The organism is Amycolatopsis sp. NPDC051716, assembly GCF_040681595.1.
Taxonomy (GTDB): Bacteria; Actinomycetota; Actinomycetes; order Mycobacteriales; family Pseudonocardiaceae; genus Amycolatopsis.
Map to the genome: position 1 here is coordinate 29,450 of NZ_JBFAZA010000002.1, position 24,069 is coordinate 53,518.

At 70.7% G+C, this 24,069-nt stretch carries 23 protein-coding genes and 3 pseudogenes; 8 read left to right on the plus strand and 18 right to left on the minus strand.

Annotation, left to right across the window (positions count from 1 at the left end):
• Positions 1–143 precede the first annotated feature (143 nt).
• From AB0M30_RS02265 to AB0M30_RS02280, 4 genes are all read right to left on the minus strand, one after another.
• The gene (locus AB0M30_RS02265) at positions 144–845 is read right to left on the minus strand and encodes a VTT domain-containing protein (RefSeq protein WP_364578831.1); all 702 of its coding nucleotides are present in this window, start codon (positions 843–845) and stop codon (positions 144–146) included.
• A 45-nt stretch (positions 846–890) separates the two neighbouring features.
• Entirely contained in the window at positions 891–1,328 is a 438-nt protein-coding gene (locus AB0M30_RS02270; protein ID WP_364578834.1) for a hypothetical protein, read from the minus strand.
• A 23-nt stretch (positions 1,329–1,351) separates the two neighbouring features.
• Positions 1,352–2,503 carry an N-acetylglucosamine-6-phosphate deacetylase gene (gene nagA, locus AB0M30_RS02275; RefSeq protein WP_103337973.1) on the minus strand — a complete coding sequence of 384 codons (1,152 nt, stop codon included), beginning with the start codon at positions 2,501–2,503 and terminating at the stop codon, positions 1,352–1,354.
• Positions 2,504–2,594: 91 nt separating this feature from the next.
• A complete protein-coding gene (locus AB0M30_RS02280) occupies positions 2,595–3,167 on the minus strand; it encodes a SigE family RNA polymerase sigma factor (RefSeq protein ID WP_199191266.1) in 573 nt (190 codons plus the stop codon).
• Positions 3,168–3,367: 200 nt separating this feature from the next.
• Here AB0M30_RS02280 and AB0M30_RS02285 point away from each other — a divergent pair, with 200 nt between their 5' ends.
• On the plus strand, positions 3,368–3,646 hold the full coding sequence (locus tag AB0M30_RS02285; RefSeq protein ID WP_364579581.1) for a YciI family protein: 279 nt from the start codon (positions 3,368–3,370) through the stop codon (positions 3,644–3,646).
• Here AB0M30_RS02285 and AB0M30_RS02290 read toward each other — a convergent pair.
• The 6 genes and pseudogenes from AB0M30_RS02290 to AB0M30_RS02315 all read right to left on the minus strand — a co-directional run bounded on the left by AB0M30_RS02290 (position 3,641) and on the right by AB0M30_RS02315 (position 9,419).
• Complete coding sequence (locus tag AB0M30_RS02290; protein WP_364578837.1) at positions 3,641–4,633, minus strand: PDR/VanB family oxidoreductase; 993 nt, start codon at positions 4,631–4,633, stop codon at positions 3,641–3,643. The genes AB0M30_RS02285 and AB0M30_RS02290 overlap by 6 nt on opposite strands.
• Positions 4,630–5,487, minus strand: coding sequence for a metal-dependent hydrolase (locus AB0M30_RS02295; RefSeq protein WP_364578839.1), 858 nt, complete (start codon positions 5,485–5,487; stop codon positions 4,630–4,632). Before AB0M30_RS02295 ends, AB0M30_RS02290 begins: the two co-directional genes overlap by 4 nt.
• Positions 5,484–6,956 (minus strand): NAD(P)/FAD-dependent oxidoreductase, encoded by a 1,473-nt coding sequence (locus tag AB0M30_RS02300; RefSeq protein WP_364578842.1) that lies wholly within the window; start codon positions 6,954–6,956, stop codon positions 5,484–5,486. The genes AB0M30_RS02295 and AB0M30_RS02300 overlap by 4 nt, the downstream gene beginning before the upstream one ends.
• Before the next feature lie 81 nt (positions 6,957–7,037).
• Positions 7,038–7,511, minus strand: a complete 474-nt coding sequence (locus AB0M30_RS02305; protein WP_364578843.1) for a pyridoxamine 5'-phosphate oxidase family protein — start codon at positions 7,509–7,511, stop codon at positions 7,038–7,040.
• A 2-nt stretch (positions 7,512–7,513) separates the two neighbouring features.
• A complete protein-coding gene (locus tag AB0M30_RS02310) occupies positions 7,514–8,425 on the minus strand; it encodes an SDR family oxidoreductase (protein ID WP_364578846.1) in 912 nt (303 codons plus the stop codon).
• Between the two features lie 81 nt (positions 8,426–8,506).
• Positions 8,507–9,419: pseudogene (locus AB0M30_RS02315) on the minus strand (aldo/keto reductase).
• Positions 9,420–9,493: 74 nt separating this feature from the next.
• Between AB0M30_RS02315 and AB0M30_RS02320 the strand changes: the two are divergent.
• Positions 9,494–10,315: an LLM class F420-dependent oxidoreductase gene (locus tag AB0M30_RS02320; RefSeq protein WP_364578848.1), complete on the plus strand. Its 822-nt coding sequence runs from the start codon at positions 9,494–9,496 to the stop codon at positions 10,313–10,315.
• A gap of 160 nt (positions 10,316–10,475) precedes the next feature.
• Positions 10,476–11,507, plus strand: a complete 1,032-nt coding sequence (gene fbaA, locus AB0M30_RS02325) for a class II fructose-bisphosphate aldolase (RefSeq protein WP_364578851.1) — start codon at positions 10,476–10,478, stop codon at positions 11,505–11,507.
• 54 nt (positions 11,508–11,561) lie between these two features.
• Here the strand turns inward: fbaA and AB0M30_RS02330 are convergent, their stop codons facing one another.
• Entirely contained in the window at positions 11,562–12,743 is a 1,182-nt protein-coding gene (locus AB0M30_RS02330) for a hypothetical protein (protein WP_364578853.1), read from the minus strand.
• Positions 12,744–12,974: 231 nt separating this feature from the next.
• Between AB0M30_RS02330 and AB0M30_RS02335 the strand changes: the two genes are divergently transcribed.
• Positions 12,975–13,385, plus strand: a complete 411-nt coding sequence (locus AB0M30_RS02335; protein ID WP_360164995.1) for a DUF3151 domain-containing protein — start codon at positions 12,975–12,977, stop codon at positions 13,383–13,385.
• A gap of 68 nt (positions 13,386–13,453) precedes the next feature.
• Here AB0M30_RS02335 and AB0M30_RS02340 read toward each other — a convergent pair whose 3' ends face one another.
• Positions 13,454–14,677 carry a lipase family protein gene (locus tag AB0M30_RS02340; RefSeq protein ID WP_364578856.1) on the minus strand — a complete coding sequence of 408 codons (1,224 nt, stop codon included), beginning with the start codon at positions 14,675–14,677 and terminating at the stop codon, positions 13,454–13,456.
• An 89-nt stretch (positions 14,678–14,766) separates the two neighbouring features.
• On the opposite strand from AB0M30_RS02340, the gene AB0M30_RS02345 reads away from it, so the two are divergent.
• The 3 genes and pseudogenes from AB0M30_RS02345 (at position 14,767) to AB0M30_RS02355 (ending at position 16,517) form a co-directional block, all read left to right on the plus strand.
• A complete protein-coding gene (locus tag AB0M30_RS02345; RefSeq protein WP_364578858.1) occupies positions 14,767–15,411 on the plus strand; it encodes a TetR/AcrR family transcriptional regulator in 645 nt (214 codons plus the stop codon).
• Positions 15,412–15,569: 158 nt separating this feature from the next.
• Positions 15,570–15,767: pseudogene (locus AB0M30_RS02350) on the plus strand (cold shock domain-containing protein); the annotation flags it as partial.
• A gap of 30 nt (positions 15,768–15,797) precedes the next feature.
• Positions 15,798–16,517, plus strand: coding sequence for a cold shock domain-containing protein (locus tag AB0M30_RS02355; RefSeq protein ID WP_364579583.1), 720 nt, complete (start codon positions 15,798–15,800; stop codon positions 16,515–16,517).
• Between the two features lie 67 nt (positions 16,518–16,584).
• Here AB0M30_RS02355 and AB0M30_RS02360 read toward each other — a convergent pair.
• The 4 genes and pseudogenes from AB0M30_RS02360 to AB0M30_RS02375 all read right to left on the minus strand — a co-directional run.
• Positions 16,585–16,793, minus strand: a pseudogene (locus AB0M30_RS02360) (IS5/IS1182 family transposase); the annotation flags it as partial.
• On the minus strand, positions 16,792–17,955 hold the full coding sequence (locus tag AB0M30_RS02365; protein ID WP_360166559.1) for a GGDEF domain-containing protein: 1,164 nt from the start codon (positions 17,953–17,955) through the stop codon (positions 16,792–16,794). The pseudogene AB0M30_RS02360 and the gene AB0M30_RS02365, both read right to left, overlap by 2 nt.
• Before the next feature lie 321 nt (positions 17,956–18,276).
• A complete protein-coding gene (locus AB0M30_RS02370) occupies positions 18,277–19,536 on the minus strand; it encodes an MFS transporter (protein WP_364578861.1) in 1,260 nt (419 codons plus the stop codon).
• 316 nt (positions 19,537–19,852) lie between these two features.
• Positions 19,853–20,149 carry a hypothetical protein gene (locus tag AB0M30_RS02375; RefSeq protein ID WP_364578864.1) on the minus strand — a complete coding sequence of 99 codons (297 nt, stop codon included), beginning with the start codon at positions 20,147–20,149 and terminating at the stop codon, positions 19,853–19,855.
• Between the two features lie 183 nt (positions 20,150–20,332).
• Between AB0M30_RS02375 and AB0M30_RS02380 the strand changes: the two genes are divergently transcribed.
• A complete protein-coding gene (locus AB0M30_RS02380; protein WP_364578866.1) occupies positions 20,333–22,216 on the plus strand; it encodes an FAD/NAD(P)-binding protein in 1,884 nt (627 codons plus the stop codon).
• A 15-nt stretch (positions 22,217–22,231) separates the two neighbouring features.
• On the opposite strand, the gene AB0M30_RS02385 is transcribed toward AB0M30_RS02380, so the two are convergent.
• Together AB0M30_RS02385 and AB0M30_RS02390 are read right to left on the minus strand one after the other, a co-directional pair.
• Positions 22,232–23,338, minus strand: a complete 1,107-nt coding sequence (locus AB0M30_RS02385; protein ID WP_364578869.1) for a glycosyltransferase — start codon at positions 23,336–23,338, stop codon at positions 22,232–22,234.
• A gap of 18 nt (positions 23,339–23,356) precedes the next feature.
• Positions 23,357–23,995, minus strand: coding sequence for an HNH endonuclease family protein (locus AB0M30_RS02390; RefSeq protein WP_364578871.1), 639 nt, complete (start codon positions 23,993–23,995; stop codon positions 23,357–23,359).
• Positions 23,996–24,069 lie beyond the last annotated feature (74 nt).

Here is a 24,069-nt window from a genome sequence, read left to right on the forward strand (position 1 = left end):
GCTTGGCTCTATTTCTCCTATCGGGGCCCCCCCCCCCACCCTTCTTTTATTTCCCCCACCTCGCTGCGGTGTCTGGCGAGCTGCGGGTGTCTGGTGAGCTGCGGTGCCCGGCGAGCCGTGGTGCCCGGCGAGCGAACCGGAACTCACTCCTTGATGCGCGGGATCCGCTGCGTGACCTCGGGGTCCGCCTCGGCCAGAGCCTTCTTCTCGCGCCGCGACTTCAGGTACTCCAGCGCGATCGGCACCACCGACACGAGCACGATCAGCACGAAGATCGCGTCGACGTTGTCGCGGATGAAGCCGATGTTGCCCAGCAGCGAACCCAGGATCGTGATGCCCGCGGCCCACAGGATGCCGCCGAGGACCGTGTAGGTGAAGTAGCGCTTCGGGTCCATGCGGCCGATGCCCGCGATCCACGTGATGAACGTGCGGACGAACGGGACGAACCGGGCCAGCACGACCGCCTTGGGGCCGTGCTTCTCCAGGAACTCGTGCGTCTTGTCCACGTACTCGCGCTTGAAGAACTTCGAGTCCGGCCGGTTGAACAGCTTCGGGCCGGCGAAGTAGCCGATGTAGTAACCGGCCACGTTGCCGAGCAGGGCCGACGCCGTCACCAGGACGCAGACCAGCCACAACGGGGCGTTCAGCGTTCCGTTCGCGATGAACAGGCCCGCCGTGAACAGCAGCGAATCACCCGGGAGGACCGGGAAGATGCTGCTCTCGATGAAGATGATCAGGCACAGCACCGCGATGACCGGTGTCGTCAGCCCGCTCAGCAGGTGCTGCGGGTCCAGCCATGACGGCAGCAGCGACATCGTGTTGACCGTGCTCTGGGCGAGAATCACCTGGAAAACGGTACAGGGTCACCCTGAGTCGTGACTGAGACCCGGTCAGACCAGCGTGAGCAGGCCGACCACGGACCCCGCGGCGAGCCCCAGCAGCACCGCCAGCAACAAGATCCAGTACGCGGGCAGCTGCGCCGACGTCCGCGCCGGTGCCGGCTCCGGCGGACGCGGGGTGAACGTCGTCGGGGCCTCCGCCTCCAGGGCCGCGCGCTCGCGCTCCAGCGAGTCCGCGCTCGCCCCGGAGAGCAGCCCGTACGCCGAGGGCAGCTCGTTGATCGCGCTGGTCGGGACCGCGTCGGTGGCCGGCTCGGCCCCGCGAGCGCCGGCCGCCAGCGAGCCCGAAGACGTCGACGAAGCCGGAGTGGCCGGGGACGACGAAGACGTGTCGGACGCCTTGGGGGGCGGCGACACCTGCGGTGCGAAGACGGCTTGCGCGCGAAGGGCGTCCGCCAGCAGCTGCTCGGGGTCCTTCGGCTCGCTCATCTCCGCCCGTCCGCTCGCAACACCTACGTACTCAAGGTAGCCGTACCCACCTCGGCGACCCATTCTCCCCGGCGCAACACCTTCGCCGGCCGCAGGTCCTGGTCGAGGACCACGACGTCGGCCTGGTAACCGGAGCACAGCATCCCGGTCCGGTCCGCGATGCCGAGCAGCTCCGCGGGCCGCTGCGACGTCGCGTGCACCGCGTCGAGGATGCCGAGTTTCGCACCCCGGACCAGATTGCGGAAGGCGGTGTCCATCGTCAGGGTGCTGCCGGCCAGCGAACCGTTGTCGGCGAGGGTGGCGACGCCGTCGTGGACGTCGACCTCGAGGCGGCCCAGCGTGTAGCGGCCGTCCGCGGCGTCGGTGGCCGACATCGCGTCCGTGATGAGGACCGTCCGGTTGCGGCCCGCGTGCTTGGCCGCCAGGCGGACCACCGTCGGGTGCAGGTGGACCAGGTCGCAGATCAGCTCGATCGTGATGCGCTCGTCGTCCAGCAGCGCGCCGACCGGGCCGGGCTCGCGGTGGTGCAGCGGCCGCATGCCGTTGAACAGGTGGGTCGCCACCGTGGCGCCCGCGTCGATCGCCGGCAGCAGCTGCTCCTCGACGCCGTCGGTGTGCCCGATGGCGGCGATCACGCCGGACTCGGCCAGCTGGCGGACCGCCTTCACGCCGCCGTGCAGCTCGGGGGCGATGGTGACCATCCGGATCGCGCCCTGGCCCGCGCGCAGGAGCTTCTCGACCGTGCCGGTGTCCGGTTCGAGCAGCGTCTCCGGGTCGTGCGCGCCGCAGCGGGCCTTCGAGATGAACGGCCCCTCCAGGTGGATGCCCGCGACCTCGCCGTCCTGGACGAGCTCACGCAGCGCCGCGACCTGCTCACGCAGGATGTCCACCGGGTCCGAGACCAGGCTGGCGAGCATGGTCGTGGTGCCGTGACGGCGGTGCGCTCGCACCGCCGTCAGGAGTTCCTCGGGATCGAGGGAGGTGAACGAGCCACCTCCCCCGCCGTGGCAGTGGGTGTCGACGAACCCGGGCACGACCAGCGCCCCGCCGACGTCCACGTGTTCGCCGGACGGCGGGGTCCCGGAACCCACGCCGGCGATCCGCCCGTCGGACACGGCCACCCAGCCGTCGTCGAGTAAACGGTCCGGGGCGGCGACCCGGCCGCCCATGATCACGAAATCTCCGGCGCCTCTCACGCACCCCAGCATATATTGGTCTGGACCAAGCATGGTGATACGACTCAGTGATCGGAATGGTCCACCCGGGTCACTGTGGGGCTTGCATGGCCTTCTGGAGGGCCTCGAGCGCCCGGCTGGCGGTCGATTTAACGGTACCCTTGGAGATACCTGCGGCCTCAGAGATCTCGGCCTCGCTCAGCCCGCCGTAGTACCTCAGCACGAGCACTTCGCGCTGGCGGGGCGGCAGCTTCGACAGCGCGCTGACCACGGCCTGGTGCTCGCTGGAGAGCATCGCGAGGCTCTCCGCGGAGCGCGCGTTCACCGCGTGCGGGGGCACGTACTCGCGGGCCGTCTTGCGGCGGCGCAGCACGCTGCGCGACCCGTTGACCACCGCGGTGCGCAGGTAGCCGACCGCGGCCGCGGCGTCCCGGAGCCTGCCCCAGTTGCGGTGCAGGCCGGTGAAAGCCTCCTGGACCACGTCTTCCGCCGTCGCGGGCTCGTCCACCAGCAGAATCGCCAGCCGCACCAGCCGCATGCGGTGCTGGCGGTAGAGGTCTTCGAGGGTCAGCGGTGTCGGCGCCTGCGCCGGGGCCGGACCGTCCATGACCCGCAGGTGGCCGAGGGTCGCCTCGACGCTGCGTTCCGCATTGCCCTCGAGCATGAACCCCTGCCTGTTCTCGACCCCGGTTTGCACGGCGTGCCGCGTCAGCAGGTTCACGGTATTCACAGCGCTCACACAGGTACTGACGCACGCCCAGCCTATCGGGTTCAGATGCCGGTGCCACAGATCGGATGCTGGTACAGAACCGTGACACGGGTAGCGTCGGCGGTGTCCCGCCCGCGCCGACCCCGGAGATCCACATGGCCTGGTTCCTCGTCGAAATCACCTACGTCCAGGAGAAGATGCCGGACGTCCGGCCGCGCCACCGGGAGTTCCTGACCAAGCTGGCCGGCGAGGGCCGCGTCGCGGTCGCCGGGCCGCTCGGCGACGGCACCGGCGGCATCACGCTGTACCAGGCCGACGACGAGGCGCACCTCAAGGAGACGATCGACCAGGACCCGTACTTCCTGGAAGGGGCCATCGCGCAGCGGTCCATCCGCGAGTTCAAGCCGGTGATCGGCGCCTGGCTGCCGTCATAGGTCGAGCACGGTGCTGCCGCGGTCGACGCAGATCCGCATGGACCCGCCGCCGGCCGCCGGCACCGCGCAGGTCCCGCAGAAACCCTGGCGGCACGAGTACGGCGTGCCGGGCCGCGCCGCCAGGAGGACGTCGAGTGCCGTCCGGTCGCCCGGCACCTCGAGCACCCGGCCTGACCTCCGCAAAGTCAGCCGGAACGGTGCTCCCGCGACGATCGGCGGCGGCGCGAACCGTTCGAAGTGGACGGCCTTGGCCGTGGTCAGCGCCAGGTCGGCGCGGACACCCGTGATCATCGCCACCGGGCCGCAGCAGTAGACCGACGCGCCCTCCGGAAGCCCTTCGAGGAGCTCGGCGCCGGACGCCGGGACGCCGAACTCGGTGTCCGGGCGGATCCACACGCGGTCGTCGTCCGGGAGCTCGCCGAGGAACGGCATCGACGCGCGGCTGCGGCCGGTGTAGACCAGCCGCCAGTCCGCGCCTCTCGCGACGGCATGGCGGACCATCGGCAGGATCGGCGTGATCCCGATGCCGCCGGCGACGAAGAGGAACGGCCCGGCGCCGACGAGCGGGAACGCCGTCCGCGGGCCCCGGGCGGTGACGCGGGTGCCGGGGGCCAGCGCGTGGATTTCGCTCGACGCGGCACCGATCCGCCGGACGGCGATCCGGTAGTGCGAGCGGTCGGCGGGGTCGCCGCACAGCGAATATTGCCTGGTCAGCCCGGACGGCAGCACCAGGTCGAGGTGCGCGCCCGGCCGCCAGGCCGGCAGCGGGGTGCCGTTGGCGAGCCGCAGGCTGACGACGCCGTTGGCCTCGGGCCGGATCGTTTCGACGGCCAGCGAAAGGTTCCGGTCCACCGTGCGCACGGGCGGCCGCCGCTTTCCGCTGAATTGGGACAACCGGCGGTAAACACCCACCACCCCGACCAAAGTGGACATCAGGTGGTCGGTGCGCGCGCTGCCGTCGAGCCGGGTGGGCCGGCCGAGGGTCACTCCGCCGCCCGGGCCGCGGGCGAACTCGCCAGGTAGGCCACCGCCTGCTCGGTGTTCCCGGTCTCGGACGGGTGATACGTCTTCCGGAAGTACGGCCGGATCTCCCGCAGCAGCTCCCGCCCGGTCGGCAGCAGCCCCCGCTTCGCCGCCCGGCGATAGCCGCGCAGCGACGCGCGTCCGGGCCGGGTCGGGTCGTTGCGCATCAGGTAGCGCGTACCGCGGGCGAAGACCCAGGCCAGCACCGGCGTCACCGCCGCCATGCTGCGGACCCGCCGCCCGTACCGCCCGTCGAGGTGCATGAACAGGTCGAACGCCACCGACCGGTGCTCGACCTCTTCGGCACCGTGCCAGCGCAGCAGGTCCAGCATCACCGGATCGGTGCCCGCGTGCTCCAGGGGCGCGTCGAGCACCCATTGGCCGAGGAACGCGGTGTAGTGCTCGATCGCGGCGATGATCCCCAGCCGCTCCACCAGCCACTCTTCCGCGGCCCGGCCGGTCAGGTCGCGGTCGCCCAGCAGCTTCCGGAACAGCCACTCCATCTGCGCCACGAACGGCCGCACGCGCACGCCCGCCGCTTCGAGGTGCGCCGCCGCGCCGTCGTGGGCCTCGGCGTGCACCGCCTCCTGGCCGATGAAGCCGAGGACGTCCGCCCGGAGCCGCTCGTCGCGGATCAGCGGCAGCGCCTGCTTGAACACCTCGACGAACCAGCGCTCGCCTTCGGGCAGCGCCAGGTGCAGCACGTTGACGGTGTGCGTGGCCTGCGGTTCGCCGGGGATCCAGTGCATCGGGAGCGCCGCCCAGCCGAACCGCACGTTCCGGGCGTGCAGGACGAGCTGTTCGTCCCCGGACGTCACGACGCCCGGCCGGACAGTTCGTAGTCGGCCGGGTCGACCTTGCGGGTCTCCAGCCAGTAGCGCCAGGTGAAGCCCGGCCAGATCGTCCGGTTCACGCCCTGGGCGTCGAGGTACCAGCTCTTGCAGCCGCCCTGCGTCCAGACGCCCTTGACCAGCTTGTCCTGGATCTCCCGCTGGAACTCGTCCTGCACGCCCGGCCGGACGTCGAGCGCGGCGGCACCGCGCGAATCGGCGAGCTTGATGGCGTCGACGACGTACCGCGCCTGCGACTCGATCATGAACACGACGGAGTTGTGGCCGAGCGCGGTGTTCGGGCCGAGCAGGAAGAACAGGTTCGGGTAGCCGGACACGGTGATGCCCTTGTGCGTCCGCATGCCCTCGCTCGCCCACTCCTTGGCGAGGTTGCGGCCGTCGACGCCGGTGATGTCGAGGTACTCCAGCGCGTCGGTGACCTTGAAGCCGGTGCCGTAGATGATCGCGTCGACCTCGTGCTCGACTCCGGCGGAGTCGACGATCGAGTGCGCCTTGACCTCCTGGATCCCGGCCGTGTTCACGTCGACGTTCGGCCGGGCCAGCGCCGGGTAGTAGTCGTTGGAGATCAGGACGCGCTTGCAGCCCATCGTGTAGTCCGGCGTGACCTTCTTGCGCAGCGCGCGGTCCTTGATGCCCTTCGCGATGTTCCGCTTCGCGATCAGCTCGCCGGCCTTCATGATCGCCGGATGGCCGTTGAAGCCGATGGCCCGCGCCTCCAGCAACCAGTACAGCGCGTTGCGGTAGGCCCGCTGGGTGCCGGGGACGCGTTTGAACAGCGTCCGCGCCCACGACGGCATGGCGTGGTCGGGCTTGGGCATGATCCACGGCGGCGTCCGCTGGAACAGTGTCAGCTCGGCGACGTCGGGGGCGATCTTCGGGACGAACTGGACGGCGCTGGCGCCGGTGCCCACGACGGCGACCTTCTTGCCGCGCAGGTCGTACTCGTGGTTCCAGCGCGCGGAGTGCCAGCTCTGGCCCTTGAAGTTCGCGATCCCGGGCAGGCCGGGGATCTGCGGGATGTGCAGGCCGCCGACGCCGGAGACGAGGAACTGCGCGACGAACTCCCGGCCGTCCCTGGTCGTCGCCGTCCAGCGGCGCTCCCGCTCGTCCCAGTGGGCGCCGGTCAGCTCGACGCCGAAGCGGATCTTCTCGCGCAGCCGGTACTTGTCCGCGACGCTCTTGAGGTAGTCGAAGATCTCCGGCTGCGGCGAAAACGACCGTGACCAGCCCGGGTTCTGCTCGTACGAGAACGAGTACATGTGCGACTGCACGTCGCACGCGCACCCGGGGTAGGAGTTGTCGCGCCAGGTACCGCCCACCTCGGCGGCCTTCTCCAGGATCACGTAGTCCCGGATACCGGCCTTCTCGAGCTGGATCGCCTGGCCGAGCCCGGAAAACCCGGTGCCCACGATCACGACCTTGAACCGCTCGGTCATCTGTCGGCCTCCGCTGCGTCGGGAATCCTGCCCAGATGACGTTACCTCAGGTAACAGTTACTTGGAAGTACCGGCTACTGATCAGTACGTCCCGCCGAGCTTGCCGTGGTTCCAGCTGACGACCTTGGTCGGCCGGAAGACCAGCCCGACGCGTTTGGCGGCCTGACCTGTGATGAAGGCCTGCAGCTCGGACGAGGCAGGGTCACCGGGCTTGGCGCCCGAGTACCGCTGCATGAGCGCGGTCCCCATCCGCGTGACCTCTTCGATGTCCTCGACGAGCTCGACGTCGGCCTCGAACGAGACGCCACGCAGCTTCTCGTAGCTGTCGCCGTCCTCGACGAGCACGGTCGCCTCCGGCAGCCGCCGGAGGTTCTTCGCCTTCTGCGACGTGCCGTACGTCCAGGTCGCGACGCCGTCCTCGTGCGGGAAGTACCAGAGCGGCGCGAGGTGCGGCCGGCCGTTCGGGCCGATGCTGGCGACGTTGATGACCTTCTGCCCGGCGAGGTACTCCCGCACCTCGTCCGCGGTCATCCTGATCTGGTCGCGACGGGACATCTTCACCCCTTGGTGGCGGCCCGCCCGCCGTGGCCGGTGACCGCCGACTCGAACGCGCCGCGCGCCTCGATGTCGGCCAGCGCGGCCTTGTCCGCCGAAGGTACCCGGCTGCGGGAGCCGATCTCGACGACCGGCGGCAGGAAGGCGCGGAACAGCTTGAGCCCGCCGACCCAGCGCGGCACGTGGATGGTCCGGGCGCGTTTGAGGATGCCCGCTTCGAGGTCGTCCAGGGCCACGTCCAGCGGGTACGTCTTGCCGATCAGGCCGGGCATCGACGCGCGGAGCTTGCCGAACACCGGGTGCGCGTCGGCGCTCTCGACGAGGTCGGTGCGGATCCACGTCGGGTGCGCGACGCCGACCTTGACACCCAGGTGGGCGACCTCGGCGCGGAGGCTGTTGGAGAACGCTTCGACGCCGGCCTTCGCGGCGGAGTAGTTCGCCATCCCTGGAGCGTGCGTGATCGCGGCGAGCGACGAAATCGCCAGCAGGTAGCCCTTGCGCTCGATGACGTGCGGAAGCGTGACGCGGAACGTCCGCCAGACGCCGAGCAGGTCTACCTCGATGACCTTCTCGAACGCGGCCCGGTCGACCGAGCGGACGAAGCCCGCGGTCGCGATGCCGGCGTTCGCGATGACGATGTCGATCCCGCCGAAGTGCTCGACGACGCTCGCCGTCGCGCGCTCGAGCGCGTCCCAGCTGGTGACGTCGGCTTCCCAGGACCGCGCGTTCGGGCCGATCCGGTCGGCGACCTTCTTCTGCTCGCCGGCTTCGAGGCCGACGAGGGCGACCTTGGCGCCGCGGGCCGCCAGCCGCTCGGCGAGGCCGGCGCCGATGCCGCGGGCCGCGCCGGTGATCAGCACGACCTTGCCGTCGACCTTCTTGGTGCCGCTCAGCAGCGAAAACGGGTTGGCCACGGTGCCCTCCTGGACGTCGAACGTCGCTCTCGGAGGGCACCGTACCTCAACTTACCCGCAGTAAGCTACCCATGAGTATGTTCAGGCCGTGGCCGCGCTCAGGGTGGCGACCTCGGCGTCCGTCAGCTCCAGCGAGACCGAGGCGAGGAGGTCGGTGAGCTGCTCGGTCGTCCGCGCGCTGGCGATCGGGGCGGCGACCGTCGGCTGCTGCCGCAGCCACGCGAGCGACACCGTGGCCACCGAAACCCCGTGCGCCAGGGCGACTTCGTCCAGTGCGGCGAGGACGCGTTCGCCGGTCGCGTCCAAATAGGACACCGCGCCGGCGGCGCGCGGGCTGTCCCCGGTCTGGTCCTTCGTGCGGTACTTGCCGGTGAGAAAGCCTTTCGCCAGGGCGAAGTACGGCAGGGTCGCGAGGCCTTCGCGCTCGACGAGTGGCGCGAGGTCGCGTTCGTAGTCCCGCTCGACGAGGTTGTAGTGCGGCTGCAGCACGGCGAACCGCGCGAAGCCATTTTCGTCCGAAATGGACAGTGCTTCGGCGAGCCGCGCGGCGGTGTAGTTGGACGCGCCCAGGTAGCGGACCTTGCCCGAGCGGACCAGGGCGTCGAACGCCGCCAAGGTCTCTTCGAGCGGGGTGTCCGGGTCGTCGCGGTGGGCGTAGTAGAGATCGATGTGGTCGGTCTTCAGGCGCCGCAGCGAGTCCTCCGCCGCGGCCTGGATGTTCTTCGCGGAAAGGCCCGGGCGCGCGTCCCACATCCCGACCTTGGTCGCCACGACGACGTCGGCACGCCGGCCGCGGGCGGCCAGCCAGTTGCCGATGATCGTCTCGGAGCCACCGCCGCCGCCGTAGGTCGGCGCTGTCCAGGAAGTTGCCGCCCGCCGCGGTGTAGGCGTCCAGCACGGTGAACGACCGCGGTTCGTCGGCCGTCCAGCCGAAGACGTTGCACCCGAGGTTGAGTCCGAACACGTCCAGATCGGTGTTGCCCAGCTTGGTCATGCCTCCGACGTTAATACTTCCCACGATCCGGGAACCCGGGAGGAAAATCGCCGTCTGATGCGTTGAGGTGTTCCATGGCAATCGAACTCGGCAAGCTCGGTATCTGGCGGCACTACTCGGGCGTCGACGCGCAGTTCGCGGCGGAGGCGGAGAAGCTCGGCTACGGCGCGATCTGGTTGGGGGCGTCCCCGAGCGGGGACCTCGCCTACGTGGACGATCTCCTCGCGGCGACGGACCGCCTGGTCATCGCGACCGGCATCGTGAACATCTGGCAGGACGAGCCCGCGGACATCGCCCGCGTGTACGAACGGATCGTGGCCAAGTACCCGGACCGCTTCCTGCTCGGCATCGGCGCGGGCCACCCCGAGGCCTCCAAGGAGTACAAGAAGCCGTACGCGGCCCTGGTCGACTACCTCGACGGCCTGGACGCGGCGGGGGTCCCGGTTGCCGGCCGCGCCTTGGCGGCGCTCGGTCCGAAGGTCCTCGAGCTGGCCGGCGACCGGACGGCGGGCGCGCACCCGTACCTGACCACGCCGGAGCACACGCGGGGAGCTCGCGCGGTCCTGGGCGAGGGCAAGCTGCTGGCCCCGGAGCAGAAGGTGGTCCTCGGCACCGACGCCGCCGAGGCCCGCGCGATCGGCCGCAAGACCGTGAAGTTCTACCTGGGGCTGTCGAACTACGTCGCCAACCTGCGCAAACTCGGCTTCACGGACGAGGACGTCGAAGGCGAGGGCAGCGACCGCCTGGTCGACGCACTGGCCCTGCACGGCGACGCGGACACGATCGCGACAGGCGTCCGCGCCCACCTCGAAGCGGGTGCCGACCACGTGAACATCCAGGTCCTGAACGAGGACCCGTGGCCGGCTTACCGCGAGCTGGCGGCCGCGCTGCGCTGAGTGTGATCTCCGTCCGGTCGCCGGTCACCGCGGTGACCGGACGGACCGCTTTCTGAACCGATCCGACGTGCGGGAAAGTTTCTGTGCGGGGACCGGTGTGCGGCGGCGGTACACCTCGTACGATGCGGTCGGGACCACCCTGTGCCAAGGAGGAGTAACGATGCCCATCGCCACCCCCGAGGTCTACGCGGAGATGCTCGACCGGGCCAAGGCGAACGAGTTCGCCTACCCGGCCATCAACGTGACCTCGTCCGAAACCGTGAACGCCGCCATCCGCGGCTTCGCCGAGGCGGAGAGCGACGGCATCATCCAGTTCTCCACCGGCGGTGCCGAGTTCGCGTCCGGCCAGAAGGTCAAGGACATGGTGACCGGCGCGACCGCGCTGGCGGAGTTCGCCCAGGTCGTCGCGGCGAAGTACGACATCAACGTCGCGCTGCACACCGACCACTGCCCGAAGGACAAGCTGGACGGCTTCGTCCGCCCGCTGATCGAGATCTCGGCCGAGCGCGTCAAGAACGGCCAGAACCCGCTGTTCCAGTCCCACATGTGGGACGGCTCGGCGATCGACCTCGACGAGAACCTCGAGATCGCGCAGGAGCTGCTGGCCAAGACGGCGGCCGCGAACATCATCCTCGAGGTCGAAATCGGCGTCGTCGGCGGCGAGGAAGACGGCGTCGAGGCGGAGATCAACGAGAAGCTGTACACCGCCGAAGGCGACTTCCTGAAGACGATCGACGCGCTCGGCGCCGGCGAGAAGGGCCGCTACCTGCTGGCGGCGACGTTCGGCAACGTCCACGGCGTGTACAAGCCGGGCAACGTGAAGCTGCGCCCGGACGTGCTGAAGGGCGGCCAGGAGGCGGCGTCGAAGAAGCTCGGCCTGCCCGAGGGCTCGAAGCCGTTCGAGCTGGTCTTCCACGGCGGCTCGGGCTCGCTCCCGGAGGAGATCCGCGAGGCGGTGTCCTACGGCGTGGTGAAGATGAACGTCGACACGGACACGCAGTACGCGTTCACCCGCCCGATCGTGGACCACTTCTTCAAGAACTACGACGGCGTCCTGAAGATCGACGGCGAGGTCGGCAACAAGAAGGTCTACGACCCGCGGTCGTACCTGAAGGCCGCGGAGGCCGGCATGGCCCAGCGCGTGGTCGAGGCCTGCCAGGCCCTCGGCTCGGCGGGCACGAAGCTCAAGTAAGTCTTTTCGCACGAAGGGCCGCCACGGAGTTTTCGTGGCGGCCCTTCGTCATGTTCAGGCCGATTCGGCGACCGAGCGCCGCGCTGCCCACCTCCGGGTCAGCGGTTCCGCGCCGGCCCACAGGGCGAACACCCCGGCCAGCACCACCGCGGCCGTCCAGTACGCCGCCGGGGGTGCCGACTCGGTGTGCGCGTCCCCGAGCACCCACGGGCGGAACTGTGACTGCAGCCAGAACGCCCCGTACCCGAACGCCGTCACCAGCAACGCCCCGGCGGCCGCGCGCACGACGCCGTGGCTCATCGCGAACGCCAAGTCCACCGCGAGGCCCACGAAGAGCAGGTAGAACGGCACCGTCGACACCGGGAAGCCGAGCCCGAGCAGCAGCGGCCACATCACCGACCGATAGGCGACGTACGCGAGCGCCACCGAAGAGGCCGCCCAGCGGAACCCCAACGTCTTCCGGGCCAGCACCAGGATCAGCGCCATGACGCCGATGCCCCACAGCGGGTACACCCACTCCGGGATCGGCATCGTGAAGTGCAGCACAGCCGTCCGGTCGACCGGGTGCCCGATCTGGTTGGCCGCGAAGTCCAGCAGCGACTTCTCCGCCTCCGGTTCGCCGCGCTCCCAGGCGCGCAGGCCGAGGATGCCGTACTCCTGCTGGCCGTTCGGGAAGAACGTGTTCTCCAGGAAGAACGCCCACAGCGCGAGCAGCACGCCGGTCCGGAACCGCCCGGGCGGGGACAGCCGGAGCCAGCCGAGCAGGACACCGGCCTGCATGATGCCCGTGCCCAGGTAGAGCATCATGTGCGACGGGCTCCACGCGGTCAGGTCGAGGCCGTTGACGCGGTGGTTGATGACGTCCAGCGGGGCCGCCACCAGGAACGTCAGCAGGCCGACCTGCATCAGCCGCAGTGACGTCTTGTCGGCGCCGAGACCCGTGTAGCTGTGGATCGCCACCAGCACCACGATGATCACCGTGCCGACGGTGTTGATCAGGTGCGGCGGCGCCAGGTCGTCGCGCAGCCACATGAAGTGCCACGACATGTCCCACGACGAGCCGACCAGCTTGAACGCGAACGCCGCCAGCCACATCCCGTAGCAGAACCGGAGCACCCAGTCCGGGGTCGGCTGCCCGGGGGCACCGCGGTGCCAGTGCCGCGTGAAGAACAGCCGCGTCTTGCCGACGGGACTGCGCGGAATGACGTCCACCGGGACGTCGACTGCCTTGGCCATGCCGGACATCATGGCCGGTCATGGTCACGAGTGGGTCAGGACCGTGGCAAAGACCGCCAAAATCGGGGTTCACCCGTAGGGGTGGCGGACTTGCTCCGGGCGGGCACTGCTTGGCATGGTGTCGCGCCATGATGCCGAAACGAGTTGTCGCGGGCGTGCTGGTGGCCGCCCTGGTGCTGGCCGGAGCCGGGGTGCTGGGGAGCCTGTTCCTCTAGAGGCAGAATGGGCGGCATGACGCACAACCTGCTCGGCCCCGAGCCGACGCTGCTGCCCGAGCACACCGCCGCCCAGGCCGCGCTCGACGCCGGGACCGACCCGGCCACCGTCGCCGCCGAACACCCCGACTACAGCGAGGCCTGGGCGTCGCTGGCCGAGAAGGCCTTCGACGCGGGCGAGACCGTCGCCGCGTACGCGTACGCCCGCACCGGCTACCACCGGGGTCTCGACCAGCTGCGCCGCGCGGGCTGGAAGGGCTTCGGCCCGGTGCCCTGGGCGCACCGCCCCAACCAGGGGTTCCTCCGCGCCCTCGCCGTCCTGGGCAAGGCCGCCGGGAAGATCGGCGAGGCCGAGGAGTTCGAGCGCTGCCGGACCTTCCTCGCCGACTCCGACCCCGCCGCCGCGGAAGCCACCGGCCTGAAGTGACCCCCCGGTCGTGAGTGGTAACGCGGGTTCTAACCCGCCTTACCACTCACGACAGGTTGCGGGAGACCTCAGAACCAGCCGCAGTCGACCGGCGCCGGCAGGCCGGCGAAGCGGCCCTCGAGCCAGGCGAACGCCTCCGGGAACGCCCGCACCGCGCCGAGCACGTGGGTCGGGATCAGCGTCGTGCTGAACTGCACCTTCACGCCCTTGCCGCACCACGTCCGGCCCAGGTCGCGGTCCTGCGCGTAGGGGACGATGTCGTCGAGCGCGCTGTGCACGATCAGCACCGGCGCCGTCGGCTTCAGCGTCCCGATCTTCTGCTCGGCCACGCGGGAGGCGTACGGCTCCTCGCCGAGGTACGCGGTGAGCGAGCGGCCGTCGGTGGTCAGCGTCGAGGACTGCGTGAAGGCGTGCGCGGCGATCGCCTCCACCGTGCACTCGGTGCGGACCTGCTCGAACAGCTGCTTCCCGCGCGCGTTGAGCAGCGCCGGGATGTTCAGCTCCGGGTAGGCGTAGTTCATGCTCACCAGCGCGAACCCGAGGAAGCCGACCGCGTAGTGGCCGTCGAGGTTCTTGGCGACCTCGGCGAGGTCCGCCGGCACCGCCCCCGCGTACGCGCCCTTCAAGTTCAGCTCGGGTGCGTAGCTCGGCTGCAGCTCCGCCGCCGCGGCCGACGCGCCGCCGCCCTGGGAGTAGCCCGCGATCGCGACCGGGCCGTCGTCCGGGAGCCCGGCCTCCGGCAGCCGCTGGGCCGCGCGGATCGCGTCGAGCACGGCGTGGCCCTCGGACGCGCGGTTGACGTACGTGTGGTCCCCGGGCGTGCCCAGCCCTTCGTAGTCGGTGACCACGACCCCGTACCCCCGCGCCAGCAGCCCCGCGATGAACGGCCCTTCGTACTCGAAGCCCGCGGCAAGCGCTTTCGACGGCGCGCAGTCGTCGCCCTCGCCCTGGGTGCCGACGGCGTAGGAAACGATCGGGCGCACCCCGGCGCCGTGCCACGCCGACCGAGGGGTCAGCACCGTGCCGGTGACGGCGATCGGCGAGCCGTGCGTGTCGGTGCTGCGGTACATGATCCGCTGCACGGTCGCGTCGGCCTTGATCAGCTGGATGGGATCGATGTAGAACGTCGACGTCTCGTGCCGGATGAGGTCACCGTTGCGGCCGGCGGGCAGGGGGGACGGCGGATCGTAGAAGGACGCGGCGGAGGCCTGGGGCGGGCCCAGCGTCGCCGGCGCCAGAACGGAAACCGTGGCGACGGCCGCGGAGAGGGCGCGGCGGAGGAAGATACGCATGCTTGCTCCTCGTTGAGCAGGGCGGGTGCGCGGGGAAACACCTTTTTAGACAGAGGTGTCGGAAAAAGAATCACGTGAGGTGGACCACCATGTCAAGCCCGGCTCCGCGTGGGCGGCCGCGCAAGCTCCCGGTTTCGGAGCAGCGCGCCCGCGTGCTGAACGCGACGGCGAGGGTGGTCGGGCAGCACGGGATGCAGGGCGCGACGATCGAGCAGATCGCGCGTGAGGCCGGCGTCTCGCGCCAAGCCGTCTACGAGCAGTTCGGCGACCGGGCGACGCTGTTCGCCGAGGTCGTGGCGGAAACCGAAGAGAGGGCGTTCACCGCCATCGCGGGGCCGTCGGTGGCCGACGAGCAGCCCGGTCTCCGGGCCTGGGCGCGGGCCAACTACGCCAACATGGTCACCTTCGTCGCCGACCACCCCGAGGGCTACGGCGTGCTCCGCGCGGCCGAGCGGGCGGGCGACCCCGCTCTCACCCGGCTGAGGGAGCGGCTGGCCGTCGTCTACGCCGAGGCCAGCCGCAAGCGGTGGGCCGCCCACGGCATCGACTCGGGCCGGGCGGACCGCGCGCTCGTCACGCTCTTCTTCGCGATGACCGAGTCACTGGTCCAGGCCACCTGGGACGGCGAGCCGCCGGACCAGGACGCCCTGATCGACCTGCTCACCGAATTCACCGTGGGTGGCGTCGCCCGCCTGCAGACCAAGGCGAGCGACGTCATCGATCGGCTGCGGTAAGGCGCTGAGACCTGGTCTCGAAACTCGGCGTGCCGCTGGGTGAACCAACGGCCCGCCCGTGGCTCCGCACCGCCCGCCTGTGGGGCCCGGCCCGACGGACCGGAGGTCGGTCAGAGAGACTGGGGGCCAGTGCCCGCCCTCTCGACCTGGAGCCTTTGATGCCGCAAGGGACCGTCCGTTGGTTCGACGCCGAACGAGGTTTCGGCTTCCTCGCGCCCGAGGACGGCTCGCCGGACGTGTTCGTGCACGCCTCCGAGATCGTCGGGGACGGCGGCGAGAGAGTGCTCCGCGAGGGTCAGGCCGTCGTGTTCGAGGTCGGCGAGAACGACCGCGGGCCCCAGGCGCTGCGCGTTCGCGTCACCGCCGATGCGGCCACCGGCAGCGCCGTGGGCCTGCTCGGCACCATCAACTGGTACGAGCCGGGCAAGGGGTACGGCTTCGCGTCGCCGGACGGCGGCGGCGCCGACATCTTCGTGCACAGCTCCGCCATCGTGACCGGCGGCGTGGTCACCGAGGGGCAGCGGGTGGCCTTCCTGATCGTCGAAGGCGAGCGCGGCCCGCAGGCCGGGCACGTGATCCCGCTGGGAGCAGGGGCCGGCTCACCCGCCGCGGCCGGTATCACGGACGGTGCCGACGGCACGGTGGCCTGGTACGACGAGGACAAGGGCTTCGGCTTCATCAACCCCGACTCCGGCGCCGGGGACGTCTTCGTTCACGCCCGGGCCCTGGCCGAGGGGCTGACGTGGCTCGCGGAGGGCGACCGCGTCGCCTACGAGGTGGCCAGTGGAGACAAGGGCCCGCAGGCCCGCGACGTGCACCTGGTCCGGGGCGCCGAGCCCCAGGCGGCGCCGCAGCGGTCGGCACCTGCCGCGGCCGCAGGGCCGTCGGCGCGGGACGTGCCCGTACGAGGCGGCGAGGGCGTCGTCGCGCGCTACGACGCCGACCGCGGCTTCGGCTTCATCACCCCGGACGCAGGCGGCGAAGATCTCTTCGCCCACGCGTCCGTGATCATGGGGCCGGAGCCGCTGCAGAAGGGTGACCGGGTCCGGTACGCGGTGCGTCAAAGCGACCGGGGCCCGCAGGCCGACCGCATCGAACGCCTCTGAAGAGGGGTGGTGACGGGGGCCCCGTGCCCGACCCGAGGACCTGCTCCGCGCTCAGGAGCTCACCAGTCACCCCCACCCAGCGACACAGAGCCCGGCGGCAGCGGCGGTAGCCGTAGCCCTTGTCGGCGTGCAGCTTGTTCGGTCGCCCGTCGTGGCCGGCCCGCCCGGCCGTGGTGGCCGCGCACGGCCGGGTCCGGGTCCAGCAGCGGCTCGAACAGCATGCCCGTCGTGGGTGTTCGCCGCCGACACCATGATGTGCAGCAGTAGACCAGGTCTAAGCCGCGGCCAAGGCCGTGGCGACCGACCCCACCACCCGGTTGCGCCCGCCGTGTTTGGCCGCGTACACGGCCGCGTCGGCGGACGCCATCACTTCCTCGATGGACGAGCCGTCCAGTGGGTACGCGGCGACGCCGATCGACGCCGTCTGCCGTTCGATGTCGACGGCGGCGCCCGCGTTGGTCGTGGTGCTGATGATCAGCTCGCTGACCCGTTGCCGGATCCGCTCCGCCGTGACGATCGCGTCTTCTTTGGACGTCGAAGGCAGCAGCGCGACGAACTCCTCGCCACCGAACCGGCCGACCAGGTCGTGCGCCCGGGTCTCCTGCCTGACCACGGCGGCGACCGCCTTGAGCACGTCGTCCCCCGCGAGGTGGCCGTAGGTGTCGTTGATCCGCTTGAAGTGGTCGAGGTCGATCATCATGGCGCCGAAGCTGCCGTTCTCCCGCTCCGCCCGCGAGATCTCGCGCTGCGCGCCGTCCTGCCAGGTGGTGGCGTTGAGCAGCTGCGTCTTCTGGTCGGTCGTGGCCAGCTCTTCCAGCCGCTTGATCAGCACGGACCGCTGCAGCACGTAGAGCGGCAGGATGACCAGCACCGACAGCAGCGGCTCCTCGTTGAGCACCATCACCAGCAGCGCGCCGACGCACAATGTGGACAGCTCGAGCAGGTTGTCGTCCATGTTGCCGAGGCACGACACCGGGGTCGCGCTCTTCGGGTCGGCCAGGTACAGGCCGAGGCCGGTCAGCGCGGTGTTGACCGTGAAGAAGGCCAGCGCGGCCAGCGTCACCGTCGCCACCCCGCTGCCGATGGTCATGTGACCGACGACACCCGCGGAGAAGGCCGAGAGGATCATCGTGGTCGCGTTCGCGGCCACGCGGTGAAATTCACCCGGACGGGTGCCGGACCAACTACGGAACGCGAGGTAGACGTACAGCACGACCCCGAGTGCGGCGATCAGCTGGGCCGGCAGCAGCAGGCCCGCGGGCAGCAGCCAGACCGAAGTCATCGAGATGTAAGGCCCGCTGCTGAGGATGCGGCGCTGCCGCTCCAGCCGCCTGCTGACCTCGGTTTGCGCCACGGCCAGGGCCGTGAGCAGCAGAAACGTGCCCAGTTGGGCGACGGTGACCGGTACGGTCAACAGCGAGACGGCCGTCCAGCTCAGCATGACCGTGATGGCGGTCAGCGTCGCGATGATCCAGTCGCGGGGGCGGGTCCACAGTGCCCAGCCCCGCGCCCGAGAAATCAAGTCTTGGCCGCGCTGTTCCCCCGATGTGACCATTTTTCCCCCAGACCCTTGCGCAAATGTACGGTGACAAAGTACTCACAGACAGTTTCAGACCGTTCGCCTGCTGTCCACAAGGGCTTTCGGTGTGTACTTTTTCTTTGACACCGGAACGAGAGGTGGCCAGCGATGCGCGGCAAAGAACAGTGACCGCACAGCGCACCGCAAGGTCGCGCAGGTCGGGCCCACGCGCGGGGCATGTCATGCATGTTCGGCGCGTGCGGCTTCTTTGTCGAACCATCGTCCGGGCTCGCCCGACAGCGCCCGGCTCCACAGCACCGCCAGCGGCAGGGTGAGCACGATCCCGGCGATGCCGAAGATCCCGACCGTCCCGTGCGGGGTCAGCTGATCCGCGAGCACGCCGCCGATCAGCGGGCTGATGCCCATCATCGTGGTCAGGCCCGTGTTGGACAGGCCCATCACCTGCGCCCGCTGCTCGTCGGGCACCGCCAGGGTCAGTGACGCGGTCGCCTGCAGCAGGCAGACCGTGCCCAGGCCGCCGGAGACGATGAACAGGACGATCGACGAGATCGGGCCCGGGTTCAGGAAGCAGAGCACCAGCGGCACGGCGCACAGCGCCGCGAGCGGGCCGATCAGCTTCGGCCGCAGCCGCGCGGGCACCCAGCGCGTGTAGGCGAAGGTCGCGATGACGCTGCCGATCGGGTCGGCCGCGAGCAGCAGGCCGATCGATTCGGGGCCGCCGCCCGCCGCCGTGACGTACGGCGCGGCGATGCCCTCGTAGACCGGCAGCAGCCCCATCAGCCAGGTGAACAGCACCAGCGTCCGCAGCGGCGAGCTCGCGAACGCCGTGCGGCCACCGCCGCCGAGCGTCGCGAAGAAGGACTTGCGCTGCTCACCGGTCGCCGCGGCCGGCCGGGCACGGACCCCGAAGCGCACGAAGAAGGCCGACAGCACGAACGTGGCGGCGTCGACGACCAGCGCCACGTGCGGGTCGAGGGCGATCAGCAGCGCGCCGCCGCCGGCGAAGCCGACCAGCTGGGCGGTCTGCACGGTCATGCTCCGGATGCCCATCCCGACGACGAACCGGTCGCCTTCGAGCACCTGCGGCAGCAGCGCCAGCTGGGACGCCTTGAACGGCGGGTTGACCAGGGAAACGCCGCCGACCAGCACGCACATCAGCCAGAACGGCATGCCGGGCAGGGCGACCAGCAGGATCAGGCCGGCCCGCAGCAGGTCGACGAGCACCATCACGCTGCGGCGCGGGAAGCGGTCGGCGAAGCCGGTCAGGAAGATGCCGCCGAGCAGCGACGGCGCGTACGTCAGCGCGTAGGTCAGGCCGGTGAGCGTCGCGGAGTTCGTCCCGGTGAACACGAGGATGGACAGCGCGACCCTGGCCAGCTGGTCGCCGGCGATCGAGAGCAGCTCGCCGAACCACAGCGCCCGGAACTCGGCGATCCCGAACACCTCGCGGAACGTGACGCGATCCGGCGGTGCTGCCATGCGTTTTCTCCCGACCTCTTCTTACAGACCGCGTCCGTCCCGTGGCCTCCGGTGACAAGACGACCAGGCGGTCATGAGGCAGTCACGGTACGTGAGTTACCCCAGCCAGTGTCCCGTGACTGTTGGTAAATCTCTAGGTTCTTTCGCTGGTATCCAAGGTGTCACGGAGCTTTCCCGAACGGGTCAGACGATAGCCCGCAGTGTCTGACCGGTCGCCCAGGAGTCACCAATGGATCATTCCGTACCCCTTGGTCGGTCGCCAGGGGCAAAAGTAGCCACCTCGCGTGCGCGCGGTGGCCACGAGGGAAACGGGAGGTCAGCCGCGGCCCCGCGCGCGTTCGATGACCTCGATGGACGCGCGGACCTGCTCGAAGGTGGGGGGTACCGCCCGGTTGAACACGACGGTCAGGGACCGGCGCGGGATGACGACGAACTCGACGTCGACCCCGGCCGCCTCCGCGGCGGCCTCGACGACGTCCCGCCAGTGCTCCGGGTCGATCCCGTCCGGGTCGGCCCATTCGTGGGCGAAGATCGCCCAGTTCCCCCGGAGGAGGGTGCCGACCACGTCCTGCGCGGTGTGGACGCGGTGCGGCGAACCGAGCTCATCGGTCAAGTATTCGCAGGTGGGGGGCAGTGATCGAGGCCCGGGCGCCTGGGTGGACGAAGGACAAGTTCGCTCCTTTCACCGGTGTGCCGGGGTATTCGGAGCCGTGGACCCGAGCGGATGGGTCCGGCCCGGTATTCCGCCCTGTGGGACGGGCGTCCGGCGCCGGAACCCCGGCGTAGCTTCGGCTTCGTGGCCGACCTCCCGCCGTTCACCCTGGCCGTCGTGGGCGCCGGACCCCGCGGGGTCGGCGTCCTCGAACGGCTCGGCGCGAACGCCGCGGAACTGCTCGGCGGCCGGCGGCTCGAGGTGCACCTGATCGACCCGTTCCCGCCGGGGCCCGGCCGGGTCTGGCGCTACGACCAGTCCCCCCTGCTGCGGATGAACTCCATGCCCGAGGACGTCACGATGTTCACCGACGAGTCGGTGAAGATGGCGGGCCCGGTGCGGCCGGGGCCGTCGCTGCTGGAGTGGGCGCGGAAGGTGCGTGACGGCGGCCTCGACGCCGACGTGCCGCCCGACGTCGCCGCCGAGCTGACGGCGCTCGACCCCTTCCACTTCCCCACCCGGCGCCTGCAGAGCGCCTACCTGACCTGGGTCTACCGGAAGGTCGTCGAGGACCTGCCCGAAGACGTCGACGTCCTCGAGCACGCGGCCCGCGCGACCGGGGTCGACGGCCGCACCGTCACCCTGTCCGACGGATCGGCGATCGTGGCGGACGCCGTCGTCTTCACCGTCGGCCACCTCGACGCGGAACCGGACGAGCGGGAGCGCGAGCTGGCGGCGTTCGCCGCGCGGCACGGGCTGTCCTACTACCCGGCCGGCTACACCGCCGACGTCGACTACGCGGGCGTCGAACCAGGGGAAACCGTGCTCGTGCGGGGGTTCGGGCTGGCGTTCGTCGACCTGATGCTGCTGCTGACCGAGGGCCGCGGCGGCCGGTTCGAGGACCTCCCGTGCGGCGGCCTGCGCTACCACCCGAGCGGCGCCGAGCCGGTGCTGCACGTCGGCTCGCGGCGCGGGGTGCCCTACCACGCGAAGATCGGCTACCGGCTGCGCGGGAAACCGCTGCGGCTGCCCAGGTTCTTCGACGCCTACGCCATGGACGGGCTGGCCGGGGCCGCCCTCGACTTCCGCGCGGACGTCTGGCCGCTGATCGCGAAGGAACTGGCCTGGGGCTACTACAGCGAGCTGTTCACCGGGCACCCCGGCCGCGTCCGGATGGACTTCGCCGTGTTCGCCGACGCCTTCGCCGACCTGGCCTGGGATTCGCCCGCCATGCGGGACCTCATCGGGCGGGCGGTGCCCGCCGACGCCGACCGCCTCGACCTCGACCGGCTGGACCGGCCGATGGCGGACCGGACCTTCGGCACGGCGGAGGAGTTCGGCAAGGAGCTGCGCAACTACATCGAGGCCGACCTGGCGCGCCGGGCGGACCCGGAGTTCAGCGCCGACCTGGGTGCGTTCACGGCGCTGCTGTCGGTGTACGCCCAGCTGCCCGTGCTGGTCCAAAAAGGACGGCTGGGGGCCGCGTCCCAGGTGTCCGATATGGACGGCTGGTTCCACGGGTTCTTCTCCTACTACGCCAGCGGTCCGCCGCCGCGCCGACTCGAGGAGCTGCTGGCGCTGCACGAAGCGGGGATCGTTTCCTTCGCGGGCGCGGAAATGCGGGTGACGGCGGAGCGCGGCGTCTTCGTGGCGTCGTCGGCGAGCCACCCGGAGCCGGTCGAGGCCCGCACGCTGATCGAGGCGCGGCTGCCGGGCCCGAGCGTGACCCGCGTGGCCGACGGCCTGCTGCGGCAGTTGCGCGACGCGGGCGAGCTGGCGGAAGAGGCGGTGGCGGACCCGGTGTCGGGTGCTTTGCTGCCCTCGGGGCGCATCCACACGCGCGTGTCGGACTCCCGGGTGCTCGACGGGGCCGGACGTCCGCACCCGCACCGGTTCGCGGTGGGCCCGCACACGAGCGCCCGCTCGGCGGCGGCCTTCACCCGGCCGCGGACGAACGCGTTGCCCTTCCGCCAGAACGACGCGGTGGCGCGGGAGATCCTGGCGCTCGTGAGTGGTAACGCGGGTTAGAACCCGCCTCACCACTCACGAGGCCCAGGTGACCAGCTCGTCCAAGACCGCCTCGGGCGCGGGCATTGCGGCGATCTCGGCCGCGATGCCGCGGGCGACGGCCCGGGCTGCCGGGTCGTCGAGCAGCTCGTGGGCCGCGGCCTCGATCGCGTCGATCCGGATGGCGTCGCCCACCAAGGCCTTCGCTGCGCCGAGCGCCGACAGCGTCTCGGCGTTGGCGAACTGGTCGGCGCCCTGGGGCAGGATCAGCTGGGGCAGACCGGCGGCGAGCGTGCCGAGCACCGTCCCCGTGCCGCCGTGGTGCACCACCAGGCCCGCGTGCTCGAGCACCTCGGCCTGGGGCACGAACCCGGCGACGCGCACGTTTTCCGGCACCGGGCCCAGCGCCGCGGGGTCGCCGGGGCCGGCCGCCACCAGCACGTCCACCGGCAGCCGCGACAGGGCGGCGATCGCCCCGCGCAGCACCTGCGTCGCGCCGTAGACCACCGTGCCCAGGGTCAGGTACACGAAGCCGTCGTCCGGGAGCGGTGGCAGCGGGACATCGGCGTCGTACGGCGTCGGGCGCATCCGGAACACCTTCGGCACGGCCGCCGAGCCGGGGTCGCGGATGCTGTCGGGCCAGACGTCGATGCAGGCGTCGCCGAACATGGCGTCCGCGGGCAGCGTGCCCCAGAGCGGCGCCAGCCGTTCGGCCGCGACCGCGAGCACCTCCGGCGGCATCGACCGGCCGATCACGAGCGAGACGGCCGGGATGCCCGCCTGCTGCGCCAACGCACCGGCACCGACGTCACTCTGCTCGTAGACCACCAGGTCCGGCCGCAGCCCGAGCAGCAGCGGCCGCAGGTCCGCCATCGTCGCCTGTGGCAGCAGCTCGGCGAACATCGTGATGCCGATGTCGAGGAAGCCGGCGTCCGCGCCGTGCCGCCGTTGCGCTTCGGCCTCCGCGTCGCGGATCGAGATGCCCACGCGGTGGGTCTCGAAGCCGAGCTCCTGAACCTTGGGCACGAACGCCTCGCCGGTGCCGAACACGACCTCGTGCCCGGCGGCGCGTGCCGCGTTCGCCAAGGGGAGCAGGGGAAAGAGGTGGCCGTACGCCGGGCGGCACGTGAACAGAATCCGCACCGCCCGAGCGTACCGGCGTCAGCAGCGGCCGAGCATGTCCGTGAGGGCGGTCTTTTCGGCGGAGTTGATCGTCAGCTTGAACTTGTACTTCACCGCGACCCACATCTTCGCGTAGGTGCACCAGTAGCCGACGAGCGGCGGCTTCCACGCGTCGGGCGACTTGTCGCCCTTCTCCTGGTTGACGTTGTCGGTCACGGCGATCAGCTGCGGGTCGGTGAGGTCGTTCGCGTACGCCTGGCGCTGCGCGGTCGTCCACGACGACGCGCCGGTGCGCCACGCGTCGGCCAGCGGCACGACGTGGTCGATGTCCACATCGGACGCCGCGGTCCAGGTCGCCCCGTCGTACGGGCTGACCCACTTGCCGGAGGTCGCGGCGCAGCCGGAGTCGGTCACCACGTTCGTGCCGTCGCGCTTGAGCACCACTTCGCGGGTGTTGCAGCTGCCGCCCTGGTCGATCCAGTGCGGGAACTTGTCGCGGCTGTAGCCGGTCTGCGAGCCGTCGGCCTTGACGGTCAGCGCCGCGAGCTCGGACTTCGCCGTGGTGGCCGACGGGATGCCCGGCGGGGTCGCGTCCGCGACGCCGGCCAGCGTGCCGGACAGCACGGTGGCGATGGCGAGGACGGTGAACGAATGACGAACAGCACGCCTGGTTGGCATCTTGCTGCCCTCCGTGTCAGGGGTGGGGACAGCTCACCCTGAGGCACCGGAGTAGCGGGTACAACACGTATAGG